Origin of the sequence: Aliivibrio sp. SR45-2 (assembly GCF_963890165.1) — a bacterium.
GTDB classification, from domain to species: domain Bacteria; phylum Pseudomonadota; class Gammaproteobacteria; order Enterobacterales; family Vibrionaceae; genus Aliivibrio; species Aliivibrio salmonicida.
In genome coordinates this window covers 32,747-57,181 of sequence record NZ_CAWPRC010000033.1, presented here as the reverse complement: position 1 = coordinate 57,181, position 24,435 = coordinate 32,747, and the positions used below count along the sequence as shown (strand labels likewise).

The 24,435-nt window shown below is 40.3% G+C and carries 20 protein-coding genes; 14 read left to right on the top strand and 6 right to left on the bottom strand.

The window, feature by feature from the left end; all coding sequences use genetic code 11:
• Positions 1-142: 142 nt before the first annotated feature.
• Positions 143-724 (bottom strand): CoA pyrophosphatase, encoded by a 582-nt coding sequence (locus AACV33_RS01755; RefSeq protein WP_182699766.1) that lies wholly within the window; start codon positions 722-724, stop codon positions 143-145.
• Positions 725-750: 26 nt separating this feature from the next.
• Positions 751-2,121 (bottom strand): aminodeoxychorismate synthase component I, encoded by a 1,371-nt coding sequence (gene pabB, locus AACV33_RS01750; RefSeq protein ID WP_065610594.1) that lies wholly within the window; start codon positions 2,119-2,121, stop codon positions 751-753.
• A gap of 170 nt (positions 2,122-2,291) precedes the next feature.
• Between pabB and AACV33_RS01745 the strand changes: the two genes are divergently transcribed.
• The 6 genes from AACV33_RS01745 to AACV33_RS01720 all read left to right on the top strand — a co-directional run bounded on the left by AACV33_RS01745 (position 2,292) and on the right by AACV33_RS01720 (position 10,130).
• The gene (locus AACV33_RS01745; protein ID WP_065610592.1) at positions 2,292-3,836 is read left to right on the top strand and encodes a fumarate hydratase; all 1,545 of its coding nucleotides are present in this window, start codon (positions 2,292-2,294) and stop codon (positions 3,834-3,836) included.
• 152 nt (positions 3,837-3,988) lie between these two features.
• Positions 3,989-4,351 carry a DUF2799 domain-containing protein gene (locus tag AACV33_RS01740; protein WP_023603136.1) on the top strand — a complete coding sequence of 121 codons (363 nt, stop codon included), beginning with the start codon at positions 3,989-3,991 and terminating at the stop codon, positions 4,349-4,351.
• Between the two features lie 92 nt (positions 4,352-4,443).
• Positions 4,444-5,478 carry an efflux RND transporter periplasmic adaptor subunit gene (locus tag AACV33_RS01735; RefSeq protein WP_026025275.1) on the top strand — a complete coding sequence of 345 codons (1,035 nt, stop codon included), beginning with the start codon at positions 4,444-4,446 and terminating at the stop codon, positions 5,476-5,478.
• A gap of 2 nt (positions 5,479-5,480) precedes the next feature.
• Entirely contained in the window at positions 5,481-6,560 is a 1,080-nt protein-coding gene (locus AACV33_RS01730) for an efflux RND transporter periplasmic adaptor subunit (RefSeq protein ID WP_017020483.1), read from the top strand.
• Positions 6,560-9,637 carry an efflux RND transporter permease subunit gene (locus tag AACV33_RS01725; RefSeq protein ID WP_182699765.1) on the top strand — a complete coding sequence of 1,026 codons (3,078 nt, stop codon included), beginning with the start codon at positions 6,560-6,562 and terminating at the stop codon, positions 9,635-9,637. Before AACV33_RS01730 ends, AACV33_RS01725 begins: the two co-directional genes overlap by 1 nt.
• A gap of 106 nt (positions 9,638-9,743) precedes the next feature.
• Positions 9,744-10,130: a DUF2750 domain-containing protein gene (locus tag AACV33_RS01720; protein ID WP_023603139.1), complete on the top strand. Its 387-nt coding sequence runs from the start codon at positions 9,744-9,746 to the stop codon at positions 10,128-10,130.
• Positions 10,131-10,191: 61 nt separating this feature from the next.
• Here the strand turns inward: AACV33_RS01720 and AACV33_RS01715 are convergent, their stop codons facing one another.
• The 3 genes from AACV33_RS01715 to AACV33_RS01705 all read right to left on the bottom strand — a co-directional run bounded on the left by AACV33_RS01715 (position 10,192) and on the right by AACV33_RS01705 (position 12,036).
• Positions 10,192-10,500: a hypothetical protein gene (locus AACV33_RS01715; RefSeq protein WP_182699764.1), complete on the bottom strand. Its 309-nt coding sequence runs from the start codon at positions 10,498-10,500 to the stop codon at positions 10,192-10,194.
• 1 nt (position 10,501) lies between these two features.
• A complete protein-coding gene (locus AACV33_RS01710; protein WP_182699763.1) occupies positions 10,502-10,669 on the bottom strand; it encodes a hypothetical protein in 168 nt (55 codons plus the stop codon).
• A 173-nt stretch (positions 10,670-10,842) separates the two neighbouring features.
• A complete protein-coding gene (locus AACV33_RS01705; RefSeq protein WP_182699762.1) occupies positions 10,843-12,036 on the bottom strand; it encodes a cystathionine beta-lyase in 1,194 nt (397 codons plus the stop codon).
• A 253-nt stretch (positions 12,037-12,289) separates the two neighbouring features.
• Here AACV33_RS01705 and AACV33_RS01700 point away from each other — a divergent pair, with 253 nt between their 5' ends.
• The 5 genes from AACV33_RS01700 to AACV33_RS01680 all read left to right on the top strand — a co-directional run bounded on the left by AACV33_RS01700 (position 12,290) and on the right by AACV33_RS01680 (position 18,821).
• Entirely contained in the window at positions 12,290-12,640 is a 351-nt protein-coding gene (locus tag AACV33_RS01700) for a hypothetical protein (RefSeq protein ID WP_182699761.1), read from the top strand.
• A gap of 286 nt (positions 12,641-12,926) precedes the next feature.
• A complete protein-coding gene (locus tag AACV33_RS01695) occupies positions 12,927-13,445 on the top strand; it encodes an Hcp family type VI secretion system effector (RefSeq protein WP_012550058.1) in 519 nt (172 codons plus the stop codon).
• A gap of 76 nt (positions 13,446-13,521) precedes the next feature.
• Positions 13,522-15,786, top strand: coding sequence for a type VI secretion system Vgr family protein (tssI, locus tag AACV33_RS01690; protein WP_182699760.1), 2,265 nt, complete (start codon positions 13,522-13,524; stop codon positions 15,784-15,786).
• Complete coding sequence (locus tag AACV33_RS01685) at positions 15,768-16,361, top strand: DUF4123 domain-containing protein (RefSeq protein WP_182699759.1); 594 nt, start codon at positions 15,768-15,770, stop codon at positions 16,359-16,361. The genes tssI and AACV33_RS01685 overlap by 19 nt, the downstream gene beginning before the upstream one ends.
• A 15-nt stretch (positions 16,362-16,376) precedes the next feature.
• On the top strand, positions 16,377-18,821 hold the full coding sequence (locus AACV33_RS01680; protein ID WP_182699758.1) for a LysM peptidoglycan-binding domain-containing protein: 2,445 nt from the start codon (positions 16,377-16,379) through the stop codon (positions 18,819-18,821).
• Between the two features lie 90 nt (positions 18,822-18,911).
• Here AACV33_RS01680 and AACV33_RS01675 read toward each other — a convergent pair whose 3' ends face one another.
• Entirely contained in the window at positions 18,912-19,991 is a 1,080-nt protein-coding gene (locus AACV33_RS01675; protein ID WP_182699757.1) for a formylglycine-generating enzyme family protein, read from the bottom strand.
• A gap of 330 nt (positions 19,992-20,321) precedes the next feature.
• Here AACV33_RS01675 and AACV33_RS01670 point away from each other — a divergent pair, with 330 nt between their 5' ends.
• The 3 genes from AACV33_RS01670 to AACV33_RS01660 are packed head-to-tail and all read left to right on the top strand — an operon-like array spanning position 20,322 to position 24,434.
• The gene (locus tag AACV33_RS01670; RefSeq protein ID WP_182699756.1) at positions 20,322-22,085 is read left to right on the top strand and encodes a type I restriction-modification system subunit M; all 1,764 of its coding nucleotides are present in this window, start codon (positions 20,322-20,324) and stop codon (positions 22,083-22,085) included.
• Positions 22,078-23,367: a restriction endonuclease subunit S gene (locus AACV33_RS01665; protein WP_182699755.1), complete on the top strand. Its 1,290-nt coding sequence runs from the start codon at positions 22,078-22,080 to the stop codon at positions 23,365-23,367. Before AACV33_RS01670 ends, AACV33_RS01665 begins: the two co-directional genes overlap by 8 nt.
• Positions 23,367-24,434, top strand: coding sequence for a Fic family protein (locus AACV33_RS01660; protein ID WP_182699754.1), 1,068 nt, complete (start codon positions 23,367-23,369; stop codon positions 24,432-24,434). The genes AACV33_RS01665 and AACV33_RS01660 overlap by 1 nt, the downstream gene beginning before the upstream one ends.
• Position 24,435 lies beyond the last annotated feature (1 nt).

Below are 24,435 nucleotides of genomic sequence, written 5' to 3'. Positions count from 1 at the left end.
TATTGTCGTTATTTTGACAAGAAAAACCTTGACCCAGATCGACAAATGAAAAAATATGAATGGAGATCTGAAGATTATTGATAATGATCACAGTAGGTATTGAGTTCGGATTAGGAAAACTTATTAATGAAGGCTAGTTTTTCTAATTTGAAATGTGATTCATTGAATGAATGATTTCCGCGGTAATTCCCCAAATGAGTTTTTTATTAAAAGGAATGAAAATTAACTCATACGTATGTTTTTTGTTAAAAACTTTGTGCTTTGTCGTATTTATTGGGTTAAGAAGGTGGGAGAGTGGTGCTTCAAATGTGCTACTAACCTCACCGTAATCGATTGCGGTGGTATAACTTTCATCAATAAGTGCAACGATAGGGGTTACTTTATAACCGGATATTGTTGGTATTGTGTTAAGTTTTACTAATGGGTGTATGTGCTCAAATTGAATACCGATCTCTTCATTTGTCTCACGAATTGCAGTATGAATTAAGGATAAATCAGAGGGTTCGGCCTTGCCTCCAGGGAAGCTAATTTGACTTGGATGATGACGTAAATGAGCGGCTCTTTGAGTCAAAATTAAATGCAATCCAGAGGGTCTTTTTACGAGAGGAACAAGAACGGCGGCTTGCTTAAAATTTGTGTTTTTAAAGCGAGGGTGCAGCAATAAATTTTCACTGTATGAATTCGGCTTATTGAGTAATAAATGAGAAAATAAATGTGTATCCATAAGCCGGATCCTTAGTTTAGGTGACGTTATAATATCGGTAGAATTTTACTTAACTTATGTAATGTCTCTTCATATTCTAGTTCAACTTCGCTATCAGCAACAATGCCACCACCAGCGGAAGCATATAAAGTATCGTCATAAGCTATTAATGTTCGAATGGTAATACTGGTGTCCATCGCACCACAGCGACTGATATAACCAATACTGCCACAATATAAATTACGACGATGTGGTTCTAACTCTTCAATAATTTCCATTGCTCTAATTTTTGGCGCTCCAGTGATAGAGCCTCCAGGAAAAGAGGCTTTTAATAAATCAAAAGCGCTGTAACCAGTATTAAGTTCACCTGTGATGGTGCTAACAAGGTGATGGACAGCAGGAAATGATTCAATCGCAAAGAGGCTCGGTACGTTAACCGATCCCGGTTTTGCTACTCGACCAATATCGTTACGTAATAAATCCACAATCATTAAGTTCTCTGAGCGATCTTTTGCGCTATTACGTAATATTTCAGCTTCTTTCGCATCTATTATTGGATCTTTTGAGCGAGGACGAGTGCCTTTGATTGGTTTGGTTTCTATCTGCTTGTCTTTAACGTGTAAAAAACGTTCAGGCGATACGGAAATAATGGTTAATTCAGGTGTTCTAATGAACGCCGAAAAAGGGGCTCCGTTATTTATCGCGAGTTTTTGATAAGCCAACCATTCAGAACCTTCATAGTGTGCACTAAAGCGCTGGGCAAGATTTATTTGGTAGCAATCACCCGATTGAAGATACTCAGAAATAACGTCAAATTTTTCAGAGTATTCAATTTTTGTCATGTTTGATGACCAAGGTGTCGTTAATTGGAACGACAGTTTCTCTTCTTGAATGGCGGTGAACGGTTGCAACCATGCTAGGCGATCACTGTTGTTTGGCTGAATTAACGTTAATGTTTTCTTTTTATGATCAGCAACCAGTGCCCAATCATAAATCCCTATCGCCATCTCTGCGGTGGGGATGTCTTTTTCTGAAATATCAGGTATCGATTCAACTCGGCGGCCCAGATCATAACTAAAGTAGCCTAAAGCGCCGCCAATAAAAGGAAGATCAGTGATGGAATCGCAGCTTGGTGTTAGGAATTCTTGATAGTGAGCTAACAATTCAAAGGGGCAATCCTCACTGGTTATAAGATCTCTTCCTTTTATATTAATAGAAGTGATTTTATCGTGAGTTTGTAACGTTGCTATTGGATCAGAAACGACGATGTCATAACGATTATCGACATGACCAACCGCAGAGGAATGCAATAACATCGACCATGGTTGAGATTCAATTGCAGAAAACAAATCAACCAAAGAGTTGGATTGATAATCAAGGGATGTCATTTGTAATTTTGCGTCTAATTGATTGTTCATTTTGAGTTTTTATGACCAGAATGTGATGAGCAACGATAGCCTTGAATAGAGAGCAAGAGTATCATACTGAGAGTTCTAAAAGAAAATAATAGATGACGATTGCTCACGTCATTACTAAAAAGAACGACATTACATTATTGCCATGGAAGCATATATTTTAAGAGGGCCCTATGACGAACGTTAATAAAGAAATGGTTGCTCAAACGAGAACAACTATTCGTAATGAAGATGTGATCAGCTCTGTTGCTGATGCACTGCAGTATATTTCTTACTACCACCCACTTGATTTCGTTCAAGCGCTTGAAAAAGCCTACCATAGAGAACAGAGTCAAGCGGCTAAAGACGCAATTGCTCAAATATTAATTAATTCACGTATGTCAGCAGAAGGGCGTCGTCCTATTTGTCAGGATACGGGGATTGTGACTTGCTTCGTTAATATTGGTATGAACGTACAGTGGGAAGGGGATTTAACCGTTCAACAAATGATCGATGAAGGTACTCGTCAAGCGTACCTTAACCCAGATAATCCACTACGTGCATCAATACTGTCTGATCCTGCTGGCAAACGTATTAATACGAAAGACAATACGCCATCGGTCGTGCACATCAATATGGTTCCGGGTAATACCGTTGAGATTCAAATCGCAGCAAAAGGCGGCGGTTCTGAAAATAAAACCAAAATGGTGATGCTAAACCCATCAGATGATATTGCGGAATGGGTAGAAAAAACCTTGCCGTTAATGGGCGCGGGTTGGTGTCCACCAGGCATGCTAGGTATAGGCATTGGCGGAACCGCAGAAAAAGCGGCGGTATTAGCGAAAGAATCGTTAATGGGTCACATTGATATTCAAGAATTGATTGACCGTGGTCCAGAGAATGCAGAAGAAGAACTGCGTCTTGATATTTTTAATCGTGTGAATAAGCTGGGCATTGGTGCACAAGGTCTTGGCGGATTAACCACGGTTGTTGATGTGAAAATAAAATCTGCACCGACACATGCCGCTTCTAAGCCTGTGTGCATGATCCCTAACTGTGCTGCAACACGTCACGTTCATTTTACCCTTGATGGTTCAGGCCCTGCTGATCTTCAGCCGCCAAAACTAGAAGAGTGGCCAGACATCACATGGGAAGCGGGCGCGAATACACGTCGTGTGAATCTTGATGGACTGACCAAAGCTGACGTACAAGAATGGCGCACAGGTGAAACGGTTCTACTAACTGGCAAGATTTTAACCGGTCGTGATGCGGCTCATAAACGTCTACAAAGCATGATTGAAAGCGGCGAAGGTTTACCTGAAGGTGTCGATTTTAATGGTAAATTCATTTATTACGTTGGCCCTGTTGACGCAGTGCGTGGCGAAGCCGTTGGTCCTGCGGGTCCAACGACATCAACTCGTATGGACAAGTTTACTGACATGATGTTAGAAACGGGTCTAATGGGAATGATCGGTAAAGCAGAGCGTGGCCCTGCAACCGTAGCGTCTATTAAAGCCAAAAAAGCAGTGTACTTAATGGCCGTCGGTGGTGCCGCATATCTCGTATCTAAAGCGATTAAAAAAGCAAGAGTGGTTGCTTTTGAAGAGCTAGGAATGGAAGCGATTTATGAATTTGATGTGGAAGACATGCCAGTGACTGTTGCGGTTGATTCAACGGGCGCAAATGCACACCAAATTGGTCCCGATACGTGGAAAGTAAAAATAGCAGAAATGGAATAAGTTAGTAATTTACTAAATAGTTTCTATAATTTATGAGAAGCACTCAATTATTGAGTGCTTTTTTATGCGTGTATCTTTAATGTTAACTAATTGAGTGTACTATGGTTCTTTATTATGATTGAAGCAAAGTACGTTATTTATTTGGAGATTTTATGAAATTATTTATTTCAGCGATATTGGCATTGTTATTGGTTGGATGCTCGTCATCATCTCAAGCAGAAAAAGAAAAAAATGCAGATGATTGGTTTAATTATGGCGAGTTTAGAGCAAAGAAAGGATTTGTGGTTCAGACTCAAGAGCAATTAGAGGCGATGAATCCTAAAGAGGTGATTACGGGTGAATTTTACAATGCCTATTTTTCGGGTCATGAGGAAGGTACTATTGTGTACTGTACCCAAGTTCCTTATATCTTAGGGTTAAGTGAAGAACCTTACTTTGGTTTGTGTGACCAATCTCATCCAAAGTTTAAAGAAGAATATGAGAAAGGTGTTAACCATAAGAAAAATAAAAAATAACGTTTATTAATTTTATTTCAGATTTTCTGGACGAACGAATTTATAGGTAATAATGCTTTTATATAAAAAATTATCATTACAAGGAATTGTTTATGTTTAAAAAAACAGCGGTGGCAACGCTACTTAGTTCTGTTTTATTAATGGGGTGTGATAGTAAGGCTCCACAGATTGCAGAGCCAGAATCGAGACCTGCGAAAACAATGGTTGTATCTATCGGTAATCAAGCCACCTCACGCTTATTCCCTGCCCAAGCAGAAGCCGGAGATAAAGCGGTATTAGCGTTTAGGGTTCCGGGGCAATTAAATACCTTAGAAGTGCATGCGGGTGAAATGGTATCAAAAGGACAGCAACTTGCCACGATAAATCCAGATGAATACCGTTTATTGCAAAAGCAAGCACAAGCACAATATCGCTTGATTGATGTTCAATACCAACGAACCAAGAAGTTGCGTAAAGACCAAGTTGTTTCAGAGCAAGATTACGATACCGCAGTAGCAAACCGAAAAACCGCCAAGGCGACCTTGGATCAAGCAAAAGCCAATCTCAGCTATACCAAATTAATTGCTCCCTACGAGGGAACCATTTCCTTGTTACCAAGTGAAAACTTTGAGTACGTAAGTGCCAAGCAATCGATCATGCATATTCAAACCAATGATATTTTTTATGTGGTTTTTCAACTTCCAGATTATTTATTACAACGGTTTAGTTTTACTGAAGTCGAAGCAACGGTAACGTTTGATTCATTTCCTAATTTTCAATTCCCTCTTGAATTTGAAGAAATTGATACCGAAGCGGACAGTAAAACATCAAGTTACACCGTTAAAATGAGCATGGCTCGACCAACAGAATTAGGTATTTTGCCAGGAATGTCTGGTCAAGTAAAAGTCACGATCCCAAGTGGTGAAAGTGAAAAATTACCAATAGGGGCGATTGACACAGAAGGTGATAAAACGTACGTGTGGCGAGTGGCCGAAGATGGCAGAGTCGAAAAAGTAGAGGTAGAGCTTAGTGATAAGCGTCAAATTCTTTCTGGCATTAATGATTCAGACCAAATCGTCTCTTCAGGAATTGCTGGATTAGAAGAAGGCATGAAAGTACGTAAGTGGGTTAAGGAGAGAGGATTATAATTATGCAGAAATTAATGAGATTTTCTTTATTGTCGACAGCCTTATTACTTACGGCTTGTAAACCAGCGCCTATTGATACGGTGTTAGAAGCACCTGATGTCATTATTAAAACGATTAATTCCGGTTTAGTGAGTGATCATCTTTATCTTCCTGCAGTTGCTACAGCGGCTGATCGCTCCCATCTAAGTTTTCGTTTATCTGGTGAGATTAAAGAGTTAAATGTTCGCTCGGGAGAAACCGTTAAAGCAGGTCAAGTCTTAGCGATTTTAGATAAGACGGATTACAACATTGATGTAGATAATGCGAGAGCAAGATACAACGTGGCAAACAGCCAGTATCGACGTTCGAAACCGTTAGTCGATAAAGGATTACTTGCTAAATCGCAATTTGATGAATTAGCCGCCCAACGTCAGATTGCATTGGCTGATTTAGAATTGGCAAAATTGCGTTTAAGTTTTACTGAATTAAAAGCCCCAATTGATGGGATCATTTCCCGAGTGAGTGTCGAGCAATTTGAAAACATTCAAGTTGGGCAGCAAATCTTTAATATTCATAATCGTAGCGCGGTTGATATTACGGTTCAGGTGCCTGATAAGTTATATGCTAAACAACCAAATAAAGGATTAGTCGATAAAATCAAAGCTTCTGTTCGTTTAGATGATGGCTCATCGTACCAAGCGACAGTTAAAGAATTCACCACAGAGCCAGATCCTGAATCGGGTGCGTACTTAGTGACGTTGACGATGCCAATGCCAAAAGATCAATTTATTTTGGATGGTATGGCGGTTGAAGTCACTACTGAGCAAAGTTCGCTAGGTGCATCGAGTCAATTTGGTATGGTTATTCCGATCGAAGCTGTTTTTAATGAAGATGGGGACAACATTGATAGAGATGAAAAATACGTTTGGCTTGTTGGCTCTGATAATAAAGTGAAAAAGCAAAAAATAATCACAACCAAGGCCACATCTTCGGGTTTACGAGTCGTAGAAGGTGTCACAACGGGAGATCGTATTGTTATTGCGGGTGTTTCTCGCTTACGTGATGGCATAGAAGTGAATATCATCAATACGGAGGAGAAATAATGAGTCAAGAAAAGGGAATTGCAGCGTACTTTATTCAAAATAAAGTGATCAGCTGGATGTTGACTTTGATTTTCATTATTGGTGGAACCTCTGCTTTCTTTGGTTTAGGGCGATTAGAAGATCCTGCGTTTACCATCAAAGATGCAATGGTTGTGACCAACTATCCGGGTGCCACACCAGAGCAAGTTGAAGAGGAAGTGACGTATCCGCTTGAAAAAGCGATTCAACAACTTACCTATGTTGATGAAGTGAATTCATTATCGAGTCGTGGTTTATCTCAAATTACGGTAACCATGAAGAATAATTATGGCCCTGATGATTTACCACAAATTTGGGATGAACTGCGCCGAAAGGTAAATGACTTAAAACGTCAATTACCACCGGGAGTCGGAGAACCATCCGTTATTGATGATTTTGGTGATGTATACGGTGTACTTCTTGCCGTTACAGGACAAGGGTATTCGTATAAAGAACTTCTTGATTATGTTGATTATTTACGTCGTGAATTAGAACTTGTTGATGGGGTAAGTAAAGTCTCAGTCTCTGGTGTTCAACAAGAGCAAGTCTTTATTGAAGCGTCACTAAAACGCATGACAAGCTTAGGTATTTCACCTCAAACACTCTACAGTTTACTTTCTGAGCAAAATACCGTTTCAAGTGCGGGTGCCGTAAAAATTGGTTCTGAATACATACAGATCCACCCAACGGGCGAGTTTCAAGATGTGTCGCAACTTGGTGATTTAATTATTACTGAAGGTGGAGCGCAAGGTCTTATTTATTTAAAAGATATTGCGACCGTAAAACGAGGTTATGTTGAAGTACCAAGTAATTTAATTAACTTCAATGGTAATTTTGCACTCAATATGGGGATCTCATTTAGTGCGGGGGTAAACGTTGTTGAAATCGGTAAATTGGTTGATCAACGAATGTTGGAGTTAAAAAACCAACAGCCCATTGGTATTGATATTTCTGAAATATACAGCCAGCCAAAAGAAGTTGATAAATCGGTGAGTGGTTTTGTGGTGAGTTTAGCCCAAGCCGTTGCCATCGTGATTATCGTTTTACTTTTCTTTATGGGGGTGCGTTCAGGCTTATTGATCGGATTAATTCTGTTAATCACCGTCTGCGGTACGTTTGTTTTCATGAAGTACTTGGCCATCGATTTACAACGAATCTCATTAGGTGCGCTCGTTATTGCACTAGGGATGTTGGTCGATAATGCCATTGTGGTGGTTGAAGGGATCCTCATCGGTATGCAAAAAGGCCGAACGAGGATGCAAGCGGCCACCGATATTGTTACGCAAACCAAGTGGCCCTTATTGGGCGCTACGGTTATTGCCGTGACAGCCTTTGCTCCAATTGGTTTATCTGATGATGCAACGGGGGAATACTGTGGAACCTTGTTTACGGTTCTATTGATTTCATTGATGCTGAGTTGGTTTACTGCCATTTCTCTTACGCCATTCTTTGCGTCTTTATTCTTTAAAGAAACGGTTCAGGTTGAAGGGGAAAATAACGAAGAGAAAGATCCGTATAATGGCATGATCTTTGTTATTTATAAGCGTTTTCTTGAGTTCTGTATGCGCTACTCAATCGCAACGATGCTGATCCTTGTTGTTGCACTTGGTGGTAGTGTCTACGGTTTTACTAAAGTGAAGCAGTCGTTCTTCCCGTCATCAACAACGCCAATTTTCTTGGTGGATGTATGGATGCCAGAAGGAACGGACATTCGCTCAACCAACAAGACGCTAAAAGAATTAGAAGATTGGATCCTAGAGCAGAAACATATTGATCATGTCACAACCACGGCGGGTAAAGGTCTGCAGCGGTTCATGTTGACCTATGCACCAGAAAAGAGCTACGCCGCGTATGGCGAGATAATGACTCGTGTTGATGATTACAACGAATTGCCGGCATTAATGGCTAAATTCCGTCAGCATATTGAAACTAATTATCCGCAGATCCAATACAAACTGAAGCAGATTGAATTAGGACCCGGTGGTGGAGCTAAAGTTGAAGCTCGCATTGTGGGTGCCGATCCAACCGTTCTTCGCAGTTTAGCCGCGCAAGTTATTGAAGTTATGCACAATGACCCATCAGCGACGAACATTCGTCATGATTGGCGTGAGCGTACTAAGGTATTAGAGCCTCAGTTTAATGAGAGTCAGGCTCGTCGTTACGGCATCTCTAAAACAGATGTGAACGAACTGCTTGAGATGGCCTTTGCGGGTAAAGCGATTGGTGTGTACCGTGATGGTACAACGTTAATGCCTATTGTGACGCGTTTACCTGAAAATGAACGTGTTGATATCAGTACGATTGAAGGAATGAAGATCTGGAGCCCGGCATTATCATTGTATATTCCATTACAGCAAGTGGTATTGGGCTACGATGTCATTTGGGAAGATCCACTGATCGTGCGTAAGAACCGTAAACGTATGTTAACCGTAATGACGGATCCAGATATTCTAGGTGAAGAAACAGCGGCGACACTGCAAAAACGTTTGCAACCACAAATAGAAGCGATCGATTTCCCTACAGGCTACAGCTTAGAATGGGGGGGTGAATATGAATCATCACGTGATGCACAAGCGTCTCTGTTCCAAACCATGCCAATGGGGTATTTGTTCATGTTCCTAGTGACGGTGTTCCTCTTTAATAGTGTGAAAGAGTCCGTTATTGTGTGGTTAACTGTTCCATTAGCTCTCATCGGTGTAACTACTGGCTTATTAGCACTTAATACTCCCTTTGGCTTCATGGCGCTATTAGGTTTCTTGAGCTTAAGTGGCATGTTATTGAAAAATGGCATCGTCTTACTCGACCAGATAGAGATAGAGATACATTCAGGTAAAGAACCGTATCATGCGGTGGTTGATGCGGCGTTAAGTCGTGTTCGTCCTGTATGTATGGCGGCGATCACTACGATTCTAGGTATGATCCCGCTACTACCAGATACCTTTTTCAAACCAATGGCAGTAACCATTATGTTTGGTTTAGGTTTTGCAACGGTACTGACCTTAATTGTGGTTCCTGTGTTGTACCGCATGTTCCATAAAATTAAAGTCGTCGAATATTAATCAAAGATTGCTATAAACTCTAATTGAAGCTCACATTGTCATACGCAGTGTGGGCTTTTTTTGTTATTATCCGTAGGATAATCTTTCCCACTGATAGGAATTGGTAATGAGTCAACTAGATCAACAAGCAATGGACAAAATCGTAAATTCTCATGAAGAAGAGCGTTTTACTTACTTTATGAAAGAAGTTGTCGCTAATCGTGAAATTTGGATTTTGACTGATGAACACGGTTGTGTGATGTTGAATACCGAAGAAGAAGATTGTGTTCCTGTATGGCCAAATAAAGAGTTTGCAGAAGCATGGGCAACAGGCGAATGGGATGTATGTAAAGCAGAGTCTATTTCATTAAACAAATGGCACAGCCGTTGGACGACAGGCCTTGAAGATGATGAATTAGCGGTTGTTGTATTCCCAAATCAAAATGAAGAAGGGCAAGTCCTTTTTCCCGACGAATTTGATTTTGAATTAACAAAGCAAGAAAGAAAGCGTTAATAGTATTTTTAGATTAGGTTATTTTTATTATTGAAATAGCCTAATTTATATTGTGCTTTAATTAATTGATAATGCCGTAAACCATGACGGTTGAATCTTGATAAGGATTCTCTATTCTTGCCGCTCGATAAGGTGAGCATATTGGTTTTAAATGATTTGCTACAAAGAAAGGAGAACTAGCATCACACTCTTCTTTTGTATAATCAAACCATTCAGGGCAATGCTCTAACATATCCTTCCAAATAATATTATCTTCTAATGGTACGGTAAATTGGCCCACCATCTTTCCAAGGTATTGTAGAGAGCTTAATTTACCATTGATAAAAATAGCTTTAACTAAATTGGTTGCTGTGCAGTCTATATTATTCATTTTATACTCCCACCAATACTGCTATACCAGCCGTAACGGTAATAGTACCGAAGATTGCTGCCATCACTTTGTAGACTTGTTGCCATGCTTTTGATTGGGATTTATCTCGACAAGCGAGAACGAGGAGAGCTGTGCAAGGTGAAAGGGTAATGAATAAAGATGAGGTCATAGTGGTCGCCTTATTAATAAGTATTAATATGAAACGCAAAATAAGTATTTCATAATCAATTATTGATAAGGATAAAAGCTAATAGTAAGTAAATCTAATTACGGGTGATAATATCACTGATAAGCAGTACTTATGAGAGGGTTGCACCCATAAGTACTTTAGTTATCTGATAATTATTGTGTATCTAATGTCGTTTGATAACGATGTAACCCTTCTTCTAAATCCTCAATCAAATCATCCACATCTTCCAAGCCAATATGCACACGGACTAATGTTCCTTCAAACTGAGGATGAGCAACCGTTCTTAACGCATTAAAGCTTTTTGGTTCATTAGCTAGGATCAAACTTTCAAATCCGCCCCAAGAATAACCCATACTAAAATGACTCATGCCATCAAGCAGTGCGGTTGTTGCTTTGGTATCAGACTGTTTTAGAACAAAAGAGAACAATCCATTACAGCCTTTAAAATCACGTTGATAAATATCGTTACCTGGGCAACTTTCAAGCGCAGGGTGACGAACGTGATCAACAAGTGGATGTTCAGCCAACCAACTTGCTACTTTAAGGCTGCTTGCTTCATGCTGTTTCAGACGAACGCCCATAGTACGTAAACCACGCATAGCAAGATAAGCATCATCAGGTGAGATACATTGGCCCATTAAATAGCTTTGTTCACGCAGTTGATCCCAATGTTTTTCATTTGCTACTGCTGTACCTAGCATTACATCAGAGTGGCCGACAATGTATTTAGTTGCGGCTTGAATAGAGATATCAACACCATGGTCAAAAGGAGAGAAATTCACACCTGCAGCCCATGTATTATCAAGCATAACCACAATGTCAGACTCATGTGCGATACGAGCAAGCAGTGGAACATCTTGCACTTCCATCGTGATAGAACAAGGCGATTCAGTGAATAGCACTGTGGTATTTGGTTTGATTAGATCACGAATGCCTTCACCAATCATTGGATCGTAGTAGGTGGTTTCAATGCCCATTTTCTTCAAGATGGTGTCGCAGTAATCACGAGTAGGCTCGTAACAGCCATCAACCATTAGAATATGATCGCCCGTTTTTACAAAACACAAAATCGCATTCGCAATCGCAGCGGTACCACAAGGGTATAGTGCACAGCCTGTGCCACCCTCTAATTCAACCATCGCATCTTGCAGGGCAAAATGGGTTTCAGTACCGCGACGACCATAGAAAAGAGTTTGTTTGGCACGATTAGCCATCGCATGATTTTTTTCAGCAACGGTAGTAAACACCACGGTAGAAGCACGTTGAACGGGTGGGTTAACCACGCCTTTTGTCCATTTCTTACTGCGACCTGCCGTAACATATTTAGTATCTAATTTATCTGACATCTGAATCCATTCAATTATAAGTAAGCAATACCTCCATAAAGCCAAATTGAAGCCAAAATATCAAGGATTAAAAGGAATTCAGGTCGAATAAATTTGTATTACTGTTAAAATCAGCTTATCTACATTAAATATTGAATAATACCAACCCGGATAAGTCGTTGTTCAGATAATTGCGTAGTTATCATCGATCTTAACAAGCAAAAATGACCAAATACTTATGTGAATTGGTATCAACATAAGAGTTGACTAAAAAATGCAACAGAATGAATTTGAAATACTGGTTAAAGAACTGTGTCAAAAAGAAAACCTTCCTCAAGTGCTAGAAGCATTAAAAGCATGTGAAGACCAAGATATCGTTGAAGCGGCTGAGTCACTGGCAGGTCAATTCCGTCTTGCAGAAGTAGAAGGCGAGCAACGTATTTATCATGTATTTAATGATGAAGACGAAAACGGCGAGACGCAAGAGCTTGCAGAATGGATAATGACAGAAGGCGATGATGTGATTAAGTTCATTGCTTGGTTCTTCTACGCAATGTTTGATATGAAGCAAAAAGAAACGTACCAAGCGGCAGGTAAGACGTACCAGCAGCCAAAGCGTTCTTAGTTTCAGATCTTATATTTACATAAAGTGAATTTAATAAAACCGAGCCAATGAGTGCTCGGTTTTTTATTTCCACACCAATAGTAAAGAAGGAGGTACGATAAAACAGTCGATCCAATTTATTGGATTATTTCCCAATTTATTGTATCTATTTTCTGGTTGTTTAAAACGAAAACAACATAAGCTTTTGAATAAATTGACTTTAATATTTGGCATCTTAATTGCTCTATTCAATGTAACTCGTGACGTTCACGGTTCTAAATAGAATTCAATATTAAGGAATAAAGCCATGCCAACTCCAGCATATATGTCAATTAAAGGTGAAACTCAAGGCGATATCACTAAAGATGCGTACTCAGCAGATTCAGTCGGTAATACATGGCAGGAAGCTCATATTGATGAGTTCCTAGTTCAAGAGCTTGACCATGTATTAACGGTTCCACGTGATCCACAAAGTGGTCAACCTACTGGTCAACGTGTTCACCGTCCAGTTATCGTAACTAAGCAACAAGACCGCTGTTCTCCATTATTATTCAATTCTTTAGTCTCTGGCGAGAAACTGCCTGAATGTAGCATCAACTTCTACCGTACCTCTATTTCTGGTAAGCAAGAGCATTACTACACAATCAAACTGATTGATGCACTATTGGTTGATATGCAAACTCGTATGGCTCATTGCCAAGATGCAGCAACGTCTGATCGTGTAACGGAAGAAGTGCTTAAGTTCACTTACCGTGCCATTGAAGTAACTCACGAAACGTGTGGTACGGCAGGTGATGATGATTGGCGTAAGCCACGCGAAGCGTAATTGCCTCGAAAATAATTTATAAAAACTAGGGCCTCATGTTGGCCCTATTTGTCGTTATACTTATCAGGTGAATACAATGGCTAATGAGGTCGAGTTTAAGTTTGAAGTCCTTGGCACGAATCATGAATTTCGTGTTGAGAGTTTTAATGTGGTCGAAGAGGTATCCCAACCTTTTAAAATAACCTTGTCGTTATTGTCATTAGACCCTGATATAGCGTTTGATGTATTAAGCCGAAAACCCGCATTATTAACCGTTCTTGGGCAAGGGATGAATGCCGGACGATTATTTCATGGTGTCGTGAATGAAGTTCGTTATTTAGGCGCAGGTCGTCGTTTCGCTCATTATCAAATTACGCTCGTACCTCAACTGTGGTTTTTAACCCAACGCCAAGATTGTCGTATTTTCCAAGATAAGTCGATTGTTGATATTTTAACTGAAGTGCTCGATGGGGCGTCAGTGACTGATTATCGCTTTGAACTGTTTAATACCTATCCCAACCAAGAATACTTACTTCAATATCGTGAAACTGACAGTCATTTTGTTCAGCGTTTATTAGCAGAGCATGGCTTATGGTATTACTTCGAACATACTACAAGCAACCATAGCATGGTGATTATTGATAAAAATGATGCCATTCCAGAGTTAATTAGTACTCCTCTAAACGCGTCTTATATTGGCCCTTTGGTGTACCAATCTGAAGGTGGTGGTAATGCTGACAGAGAGCATATATTTGAGTTAAGCAGCTATAACCGTGTTCGTACTGGTCATGTAATTCAAACCGATTATAACTACGATCAACCCCGCATCCCACAACAAGTGCAACAACAGGGTGATCGAGATACTGATTTAGCATTCTTTGATTACCCAGGACGCTATGGGGAAAGCGTTGAAGGCCAACAACGTAGCAATTATCTTATCGCTGATCATCAGGTTGAAAATCATCAAATTGAAGCCGAAAGTAACATTATGCGTTTAACTGCTGGTTATAGTTTTGATTTGGCAAAGCACCCAAGAAACGCAATCAATCGAGATTACACGCTCATTGCGATAACGCACAGTGGTTATAACCCACAAGTGCATGAAGAAGAATCAAGTGGTCTGCCGACGACGTATCAAAACCATTTTAATTGTATTCCCCGCGATGTTGGCTATAAAGCACCTAAATTAGCCGCCCCAGTGGTTGATGGCCCTCAGACGGCAGTCGTGGTTGGCCCCGCAGGAGAAGAAATATATACCGATCCAATGGGGCGTATTAAAGTCCAATTCCACTGGGATCGTTATGGTAACAACGATGAGCATTCAGGTTGTTGGCTTCGTGTCAGTCAATCGATGGCAGCACCCACGTGGGGCGCGGTGTATTTACCAAGAATAGGACATGAAGTGGTGGTGACCTTCTTAGAAGGAGACCCAGACAGACCCTTAGTGACCGGTGCGGTATACAACGGCTTACACACGCCCCCTTATGCCTTGCCAGAGCATAAAACCAAAACGGTATTTCGGACTCAAACCCACAAAGGGGAAGGGTACAACGAAATGTCGTTTGAAGACGAAGCCAATCAAGAAGAAGTCTATTTTCATGCTCAGAAAGACATGAGAACTAAGGTTCTAAATAACCGATTCAGAACCATAGGGAATGATGAAGAGTTAGAAGTTGGCCGTAACCAAGAAAACATCATTAACAAAGACAGAAAAGAAACCATAGAAGGCCATAAAACATCAATAACAAACCAAACCTTCTCAGAAACCGTCGAGCAAGACGTAACAGTTAAATACAACGCCAACATAGAAAAGAGCGTGGCTGTTGAACAGACGTTGACAATCTACGAAAACCGACAGAGTACGATAGGTAAGAACGACGAACTCACGATTAAAGGTGAACAAAGCCGCATCATTATGGGAGCAAGTAGCAGTGATATTAGCGCTGACGATACGCTAACCGTTGGGCAGAATCTCACAATAGAAGTCGGAAATAATGCATCCATTAAATCGGATGCTGACCATACCATAATCAGTGCTGATGAAATTAAGGCTCAGGTGGGAAGCTCGGGTTTTATTCTAAAAAATAACGGCACCATTACCTTGTATGGCTCAGATATTACGGTTGATGGCTCTGGCTCGGTCGCCTTGGTTGGGGGGAATGTTGCGATTAACCCTGGCGCGGCGGCCAGTCAAAGTAGCAGTGTGAGCGTTAACCCTCCTCGTACTTTTTCAATGTCACCATTGGCATCAACCAAACCAGTGATGAATTCAGCGGCGTACAGTGAAATGGTTGAAGATGGCGCATTAATGAAAGAGTTATGCCAATGTGGTAAGGAGGGCGTATGCAAGCTGCACAGCTAAATAATGAATGGCGAGTAAATTCTGTTGAAGTGCCATTATTTTCTGCATCAGAAAGTATTTATGCGTTTATTGAACCGGAGTTATGGCCTGAGTGGAATGCCGAGTTAAGTTCTCATATTGATGAACTAGACATCGTCAATTTATTTAATGCGACACAATTTAGTGCGATAAAAAATGGCCCAGTGGTGGTGAACTTATTGAGCTCTCAAGTTTTGTTAGATGTGTGTATAAAAAAAATGAGCGCGACACATTGTGGTGCGTTATTTCATACCGACATCGAGACAAATCGCAGTGCATTGATGTATTCCTTACGTAATGCATTGGTGGTTAAAAAGGGGCGTGGGGAAGTGTTTCTTCGATATTACGACTCAAGAGGGTTGTTGCCTTTAGTTGCTTCTATGTCTAATGAAGAGCGTCGCGACTACTTTTCTCCTATCAATAAAATAACGTGGTTTAGCAAAGCGTGGCTCAGTGTATCTGTCTTCGCTCCGATTGCCCCTTCATTTTCAGATTATCAATGGAGCATAACTGAACAGCATTTTGCGTCCATGCAATCCATCTTAACTCAGTGGTAAAGGAGTCATAACACCATGAGCCAATCTTATATTGTTCAACGCGGTGACACGCTGCTTAAAATTGCCATTGATAATGATGTCCCTTTTACCACGTTACTTGAGCTGAACCCAAAATATCAACCTAATCCAGATTTAATTCATGTGGGTGATAGCATTCGCCTACCAGAAGAAGTTGAAGATGAAGAGGTAGAGCAAGATTACCTTATTGAGCCTGTAAAACCTCGCCCAGTATCAGACACCTGTACATTAATGGCTGCACCAGAATGTGAAGCTAAAGAAGTACATGATGTTTTGTTTGTTACAGGAGTACATAAAACAGAGTTTTATTGTGTGGATGAAAAAGCGCTTAAATTTATAAAAGAAGAAGTCAGAGAGACAAATAAACTTATTCAAGGGTATGTTGATCTTGTCAATACAACGCTTAATGCAGAAAGTGCCACAAAAGAGCAGATTGCAGCACATGCCAGAAAGAGACAAGCGTGGTTAGAGGCTGCAAATTACGCAGGAGCGATTTTTCTATCAGAATCAAGTCTTGATAAACAAAGAAAAAGAAATGAAGCCATACAAATAAAAAAACAAGACAACGAGAATTGGGAGGCTCTACAAACACAAATAAAAGAGCTTGAGAATACAAAACTGTTTGTGAAAAAGTATGACGAAAACTCTCTTTATATTGATAATTTGTCTGTTGGCACATTAAAAAGAGAAGCGCTTGAGCGTATTGATGCTGATTTAGGGCGATTAAGTCAACAACAATTGGCGATGGTACAACAAAGTGCAGAAAAAGCGCAGAGTAGCCCATCACCTATAAAACCAAATAATCAATCGGTTAAGTTAAATAACATAAAAGGAAAAAGCACAGCCAAACGTCATGTTATTGAAGTGTTCTCAGTATTAGATAATAGGTATATGTATATTCGCGCTGATTTTTTTGAGCGAGAGTATGCGCATTGGCGTCAAGTACCAGATAGAACCAATACCAGACAAGCGCTTATTGATAATAATAAAAAAGGGTTAATGCAAGCAGTAGCAAAAGACATTGCTGCGGATATAAAAAGTGGACCACTAAAAAAACAGATAGCGGAATGGAAGGCTGACGGTAACTACTGGTTGGAATCCAAAAAGGAATATGACCTTTGGGGAGAAGGCGATAACACCAAAATAGCCGTAAGCCATGAAGCACAGCTAGTTCGTTGGGGAGCAAATGCTGCGGCAAGCTTAGATAAAACAGGCATGGCGATTGGTGGCTCAGCGGCAATTGCTCTTGCAGAAGCATCAGCGAAAATAGAAGGGTTTCTGCCGTATAAAGGTGGTTATGCCGCTAAGCTAACCTACACCGATGCAAATAAAAATACCGCTACCTATGCTTTTGGGTGCTTTAGACTTAAAGGGGAAATACAACTCAGTGCGTTTGTGGGCGTAATAGTGAATGGAGATGCGTCAGCAAAAATATTATTACCTGAAGCGGGTGAAGGCAGTGTTGGTGCGCTATATAGCCCAAATGTAGGGTTAGCAACGTCCAATTCTGGTGGCGAAGTTGGCCTTAAAGTCGATGGTTTTGCGGGTGGACAAGTTGGCGGAAAAGTTACTGGCAGTGCAGAATGGCAAGCCCCACCAACAACGAACGTGAAAGAAAAAGAGAAGGTTAAAATCGACTTTCAACAGTTAGCCGAAGTATCAGTCGAAGGAAACATCGCAGGTGGCCTTGGTGTTGGGGTTGATTTTCAATTGAGATTAACTCCTGATGGATTTTATTTTGCGTGCTCAGGACGCTTAGTATATGGCTTAGGAGGCAGTGGCAGTTTTGCTTCATTGATCAAGTTAGAGCAGTTGTGGGAGCTAGCTAAAGTTATTTTGCAAGGATTGCAATGGGTAGGGTATCGACTGCTTGAGAATATTGATGATCGAGCGTATGAATATTTAGTTAGAACCAGTTATTTAACCTTTGCTTCTGATATTGTTAAAGACCCTGTTGAAGCATTAAAACAAGGGGTTATGTTAGGTCAAACGATTATTAATGATATTTGGAGGGATCGTGATGCTATTCGTGTACGTCAAAAAGAAGCGGAAATGCTCTCTCAACGTATCATAAATGAAGAGGTATTTAGTGGTGTACCTTCTGACCAGTTGTTGCCTGAAGTGGTCGGTATGATGCTCAATACTTTAGTGGAAGACTTTTTTTTACGCCGTGAAGAAGCGCAAGAGAGTGCTATTTGTTATCTATTAAAGAAAACCACTTACAGTTGGCGTAAGTTTGAAGAGATTTTATCTCGTATGAATGATTTTGGTACAAGAGAGGCGGGTTACGAAAAGTTATTCGCTAATTTAAAACGTATTAATACGGTATTAGATGGTGAGCAACAAAGAGAGTTTAATGGTTGGGTTTATCGTTTAGCAAAAGCGAAAAAACAATCAGAAATACCGTCGATGCCATTTACGCCAAAGACCGAAATTGGTTGATGATATGATTGTTAGGTTAGACAGTGAAAAGAAAGCGTCTACTTAATAAAGATACGCCCCTAAAGATTAGAGGCGACAAATACTCAAAGGTTAATTGAGGGCGATAGCAGGCGTTTGTTGTTGAAGAGAGCAGCGAAAACTATAACTGGCATAATATCTATCTTCCTCAATTTTATTTGGGACTCTATCAATAGTCATTGCTCCCATTCCATCACGCATGACTTTTTCTTCGCCTGTATTTGGCCCTTGTGGGTTCAACTCTGGAGATTCTTGGTAATAGGTTGGTGAATACCAATCATTGACCCACTCTCTGATGTTATTACTCATACCGTATATTCCTAACGGATTAGCGGGCCATTGGCCTAGACTGTCTTCTAGTCCTGCTCCTGCATTGACCTCATCTTCAGTATAACGAATATAATAGTCAGTATTTGGGTTGAAATGTTGCCCATTGCGGTATTGCAAATAACCATTATTAGTCGCGTAATAACGATTTTCGCCTCGGTTACGAGCGGCATATTCCCACTGCGCTTCGGTTGGTAAGTCAAAAGGTAGCGCAGTGAGGTTACCTAACCATTGACAATAATCTTTAGCTTGTTGCCAATTTATTGTTTCTGTTGATTGATCTTTTCTGCGTGTTAATTGATATTCATAATCTTCAGATCCTCTTTGGATGACTTCGCCTTCAACAACATGATAACCATCCATTTTATCAGCAGCGACAGGCAACCCATTAATTTGGCGCATCCATTCCATATCCATAAAACTGGTTTCATAAGTAGACATAGAATAAGAATCAAGAGTGATTTTGTGAAGGTAATCAGCTCCTTTACGTGTACTTAGTGGGGAACTTAGACATTGAGCATCAGGTGACCAGTCTATTCGATTTGTTGTTCTGCTTGGAATGTCACAAGGTGCTTTAAAATCACCCATCTCAAAACTGCCGCCTTTTACGAACACTAAATTCTCAATAGCACGAACCGCGGTGTTTAATGTATTTTGTTTTAATTCATTGGATGCATCAGGGTACTGCTTGTTGATGTAGGTAATAATGGTATCAATCTGTTGTTTTGATACCGTGTCACTTGATGCACTAATAGAGGAGTGCGCATCATTACAGCCGCTTAGTAATGGTAGTAAGCAAGCCAATCCTAACCATTTGTTTTTCATAATTCTTCCTTATGATTTTATGCTTCTATTTTAAGCTATTTAGCGCTCTCATTGAAGATGTAACGGGAAATGAAATGTGATATTTGTTCCGCGTTTTTAGGTGGTATGAAAAAGAATTAATTTTCAAATTAAGCAGGGTGCGTGATGCAACTTACTTAATAATTTATATCACGATAATAACCCCATATTCCTTTCCATTTTAAATCAATACTGCGCCGCTTTCGATTGCCCCCAACCCTATAACCCCGTAAAATTCGCACATATCAATTCGTTTGAATAAACTCGTGCCACTTTGTACGAGTTTGCCCCTAATTTAATAGGCACAATTGCATGACTAACAAGCTTTCTCTTCAACAGCTCGAATCCTTCTTGTGGGAAACCGCCGACATTCTTCGTGGCAATATGGATGCGTCTGAATTTAAAGATTACATCTTCGGCATGATGTTTTTAAAACGTCTATCGGATGCGTTTGAAGAATCTCAAGAAAAAGTCATTCAATACTACCTAGACAAAGGCAAAACGCAGGCACAAGCACAAGAGTTAGCGAATGATGAAGACGAATACGACAGCACCTTTTTTATTCCTGAAAACGCTCGTTGGTCAGTGCTTAAAGACTTAAAGCACAACATCGGTGAAACGCTAAACAAAGCGACAGAATCAATTGAAGAGTTCAACTCGGCGCTAGAAGGCGTGTTAGTGACGATTGATTTCAACATCAAAAACAAATTGTCAGATAAAAAACTGCAAGATTTATTGTCTCATTTTAATAAATACCGTTTACGTAATGAAGACTTTGATCGTCCTGATTTACTGGGTACGGCTTACGAATACCTGATTAAAATGTTTGCCGATAGCGCAGGCAAAAAAGGCGGCGAGTTTTATACCCCAAGTGAAGTGGTTCAGCTATTGGTTGAGCTATTAAAGCCCCATGCAGGAATGCGTATTTACGATCCAACATCAGGGTCGGGCGGCATGCTTGTTCAAACGCGTAACCAATTAGAAAAGCAAGGTGAAAATGCCGCTAACTTGTCACTGTATGGTCAAGAGATGAATTTGAATACATGGGCAATTTGTAAGATGAACATGTTCTTACATGGCGTACAAAATACCGATATTCGTAAAGGCGATACACTGCGAGACCCACAGCACACCGAAGGCGGCGAGCTAATGAGCTTTGACCGCGTTATTGCCAACCCTCCATTCTCGCTGAAAAAGTGGGGTAAAGATGAGTGCGATAACGACGGTTTTGGACGTTTCCCTTACGGCACACCACCAAAAGACGCAGGTGATTTAGCCTTTGTACAACACATGATCGCCAGCACCAACAGCGAAGGCATGGTTGGCGTGGTAATGCCTCATGGGGTGTTATTCCGTGGCTCAAGTGAAAAAGCGATCCGCCAAGGGATTTTAGAAGACGATTTATTAGAAGCCGTGGTGGGTTTACCATCAGGATTATTCTACGGTACGGGCATTCCTGCGTGTTTGCTTATCATCAATAAGAACAAACCAAGCGCACGTAAAGGCAAGGTGTTGTTCATTAATGGTGAATTGGAATTTGCAGAGGGCAAAAACCAAAACAAACTGCGCCCAGAAGACATCGCTAAAATCGTAGCCACCTTTGAAAACCATTCGTTTGAAAGCAAGTGTGATATTAAGCGTTATGCGCGAGTGGTGCCATTCTCTGAAATTGCTGAAAACGATTTTAACCTCAATATTCGCCGTTATGCTGATACGTCACCTCCGGCGGAGATCTTTGATGTGCGCGCGATCCTTCACGGTGGCATTCCACTGCGTGAAGTGAATGATGCTTACATTCAAGAAGAGATGTTAAACGGCTTTGATGTGTCGGTCGTCTTTGATATAAAAAGTGATAAAAAAGACAACGACTATTATGCATTCAAACCAAGTATTGAAAGCAAAGAGCAGATCCGTCCGGTTATTGAAGAACAAGTGGGCGATGTTGATGCGAAGATCATCAGCCAATTAGAACACTGGTGGGACAAATACCAAGTATCACTGCATGAGTTAGATGCACAAGTGACCGAAGCCGAACAAGTAATGCAAGGTTACTTGAAGGAGTTAGGTTATGAGTAATCAAATGCCTAGTGACTGGATAATAAAATCATTAGAGGACATTTGCTCATGGGTTGGTGTCGGAATTGCAACGTCAACCACTCATGCATATTCGGCTTCTGGTGTACCTATTTTAAGAAATCAAAATATATTACCGAATTCCATTAGGGATTCAGACATGCTTCATATTAAAGAAGAGTTTTCTGATGAAAATGCTTCTAAAAAACTTAGAACTGGTGACTTGATTTCGATTAGAACAGGATACCCAGGTGTTACAGCTGTTGTGCCTGCAAAATATGATGGTTGCCATAGCTTTACAACTTTAATATCAAGACCAAATTCAAAAAAAATTAACTCTTTCTATTTGTCTTTTTTAATAAACTCTGATTATGGACGTAAATTTGTTTTGGGTGGACAAGCTGGTGGGGCGCAGCAAAATCTGAATGTTTCAGTTCTAAAACAGTTTCCTGTAATTATCCCACCACTCCCTGAACAACAAAAAATCGCCGCTATCCTCACCTCAGTCGATGAAGTGATAGAAAAAACACAGGCACAAATTAATAAGCTCAAAGACCTAAAAACAGGCATGATGCAAGAGCTACTAACGCGCGGTGTCGGTGTAGATGGAAAACCACATACCGAGTTTAAAGACTCGCCAGTGGGCAGAATTCCGAAAGGTTGGGATTGTGTTCGACTAGAGTTTTTATTAAAAAGTAGTAAAAATTCTATGCGAAGTGGGCCTTTTGGTAGCGCTTTGCTTAAACATGAGTTAGTTCCAAGTGGGCATCCGTATTTGGGTATAGATAATGTTCACATTGAGCGTTTTGAGAATAAGTTCAAGCGATTTGTTTCGGATGAGAAATTTGAACAACTCCAAAGATATGCGGTTCAAGAAGATGATGTGATGATTACCATTATGGGTACGGTTGGTCGTTCTTGTGTTGTACCTAAAGGTGTAGGTAAAGCATTATCATCAAAACATGTATGGACAATGTCTTTTGATCAACAAAAATATATACCTGCATTAATTTGCTGGCAACTTAACTATTCTGATTGGATTAAATTACAATTTAAGAATGAATCGCAAGGAGGGGTTATGGAATCTATTAGTTCAAAAACATTGAAAGAACTTTGGTTGCCTTTACCTCCTATTTCAGAACAAAATAAGATTAATAAAGTACATAAGAGTTTATCTGAATCAATTAGAGTAAAAGAGGGGTTGTTGTATAAACATAAACAACTCAAAAATGCCCTTATGCAAGATCTCCTAACAGGTAAAGTACGAGTCAAGGTAGATAGCTAATGACATACTCTCCTCCTTTCACATTAAACAATAAAATCGTGTCACTGGTTGCCAATATCAGTGAGCAACTTGGTCGCTTATCTGCTACTCAAAGTACAGAGCAATCGCTCTTATTACGTAAAGTAAACCGAGTGCGAACCATTCAAGGCTCACTAGCCATTGAAGGTAATCAGCTAAGTGAAGAGCAAATTACCGCGATTTTAGATGGGAAGAGAGTCATAGCGCCTGCACGAGAAGTACAAGAAGCAAGTAACGCATTAACTGTTTATGAGCAATTAGACAGTTTTCAATTTGATAATGAAAAAGCACTGTTACTTGCACATAAACAACTGATGTTAGGGTTAATCGACAGCGCAGGCCAATACCGTTCAACAGGTGTTGGCGTGTTTAAAAATGATCAAGTGATCCACATGGCACCACCAGAAGGGTTGGTCCCTCGATTAATGAATGACCTGTTTGCATGGTTAGCTACCAGTGACGATCATCCACTAATAAAAAGCTGTGTGTTTCATTACGAGTTTGAGTTTATTCACCCGTTCGCCGATGGCAATGGAAGAATGGGCCGTTTATGGCAAACCCTTATTCTAAAACAATACCATGAGGTGTTTACCTATTTGCCTGTCGAAAGCTTAATTTCATCGCATCAAGATGACTATTACAAAGCCATTGCTGATAGTACCAATGGCACAAACAGCGCACCATTTATTGAATTTATGCTATCGATGATAGAAAAATCATTGCAGCAATTACATCATAATAATCAAGCAGTAGAATACGCGACCCCCCAAGTCACCCCTCAAGTCACCCCCCAAGTCGCAGCGTTATTAAAAGCGATGGTTTCAGCACAAGATCAGCAGAAAATATCACCTAAAGTCATCGCCTTTAAACGTGAAGAATTACAGCAATTACTTGGTTTAAAAGATAAGAAGTCATTCAATCAACTTTATCTTAAACCGGCCTTAAATGAGGGGGTTATTGAAATGACCATCCCAGATAAACCAACCAGTCGATTACAACAATACCAACTCACTGAGTTAGGTAAATTAACGCAGTCACAGCAAGGCTAGG

What these genes read in the sequence shown, in the direction of transcription:
- AACV33_RS01755 (WP_182699766.1), bottom strand. Translation starts at nt 724, where the DNA reads ATGGATACACATTTATTTTCTCATTTATTACTCAATAAGCCGAATTCA.
- AACV33_RS01730 (WP_017020483.1), top strand. Translation starts at nt 5,481, where the DNA reads ATGCAGAAATTAATGAGATTTTCTTTATTGTCGACAGCCTTATTACTT.
- AACV33_RS01695 (WP_012550058.1), top strand. Translation starts at nt 12,927, where the DNA reads ATGCCAACTCCAGCATATATGTCAATTAAAGGTGAAACTCAAGGCGAT.
- AACV33_RS01675 (WP_182699757.1), bottom strand. Translation starts at nt 19,991, where the DNA reads ATGAAAAACAAATGGTTAGGATTGGCTTGCTTACTACCATTACTAAGC.
- AACV33_RS01715 (WP_182699764.1), bottom strand. Translation starts at nt 10,500, where the DNA reads ATGAATAATATAGACTGCACAGCAACCAATTTAGTTAAAGCTATTTTT.
- AACV33_RS01710 (WP_182699763.1), bottom strand. Translation starts at nt 10,669, where the DNA reads ATGACCTCATCTTTATTCATTACCCTTTCACCTTGCACAGCTCTCCTC.
- AACV33_RS01705 (WP_182699762.1), bottom strand. Translation starts at nt 12,036, where the DNA reads ATGTCAGATAAATTAGATACTAAATATGTTACGGCAGGTCGCAGTAAG.
- AACV33_RS01745 (WP_065610592.1), top strand. Translation starts at nt 2,292, where the DNA reads ATGACGAACGTTAATAAAGAAATGGTTGCTCAAACGAGAACAACTATT.
- AACV33_RS01740 (WP_023603136.1), top strand. Translation starts at nt 3,989, where the DNA reads ATGAAATTATTTATTTCAGCGATATTGGCATTGTTATTGGTTGGATGC.
- AACV33_RS01660 (WP_182699754.1), top strand. Translation starts at nt 23,367, where the DNA reads ATGACATACTCTCCTCCTTTCACATTAAACAATAAAATCGTGTCACTG.
- AACV33_RS01680 (WP_182699758.1), top strand. Translation starts at nt 16,377, where the DNA reads ATGAGCCAATCTTATATTGTTCAACGCGGTGACACGCTGCTTAAAATT.
- pabB (WP_065610594.1), bottom strand. Translation starts at nt 2,121, where the DNA reads ATGAACAATCAATTAGACGCAAAATTACAAATGACATCCCTTGATTAT.
- tssI (WP_182699760.1), top strand. Translation starts at nt 13,522, where the DNA reads ATGGCTAATGAGGTCGAGTTTAAGTTTGAAGTCCTTGGCACGAATCAT.
- AACV33_RS01720 (WP_023603139.1), top strand. Translation starts at nt 9,744, where the DNA reads ATGAGTCAACTAGATCAACAAGCAATGGACAAAATCGTAAATTCTCAT.
- AACV33_RS01670 (WP_182699756.1), top strand. Translation starts at nt 20,322, where the DNA reads ATGACTAACAAGCTTTCTCTTCAACAGCTCGAATCCTTCTTGTGGGAA.
- AACV33_RS01665 (WP_182699755.1), top strand. Translation starts at nt 22,078, where the DNA reads ATGAGTAATCAAATGCCTAGTGACTGGATAATAAAATCATTAGAGGAC.
- AACV33_RS01735 (WP_026025275.1), top strand. Translation starts at nt 4,444, where the DNA reads ATGTTTAAAAAAACAGCGGTGGCAACGCTACTTAGTTCTGTTTTATTA.
- AACV33_RS01685 (WP_182699759.1), top strand. Translation starts at nt 15,768, where the DNA reads ATGCAAGCTGCACAGCTAAATAATGAATGGCGAGTAAATTCTGTTGAA.
- AACV33_RS01725 (WP_182699765.1), top strand. Translation starts at nt 6,560, where the DNA reads ATGAGTCAAGAAAAGGGAATTGCAGCGTACTTTATTCAAAATAAAGTG.
- AACV33_RS01700 (WP_182699761.1), top strand. Translation starts at nt 12,290, where the DNA reads ATGCAACAGAATGAATTTGAAATACTGGTTAAAGAACTGTGTCAAAAA.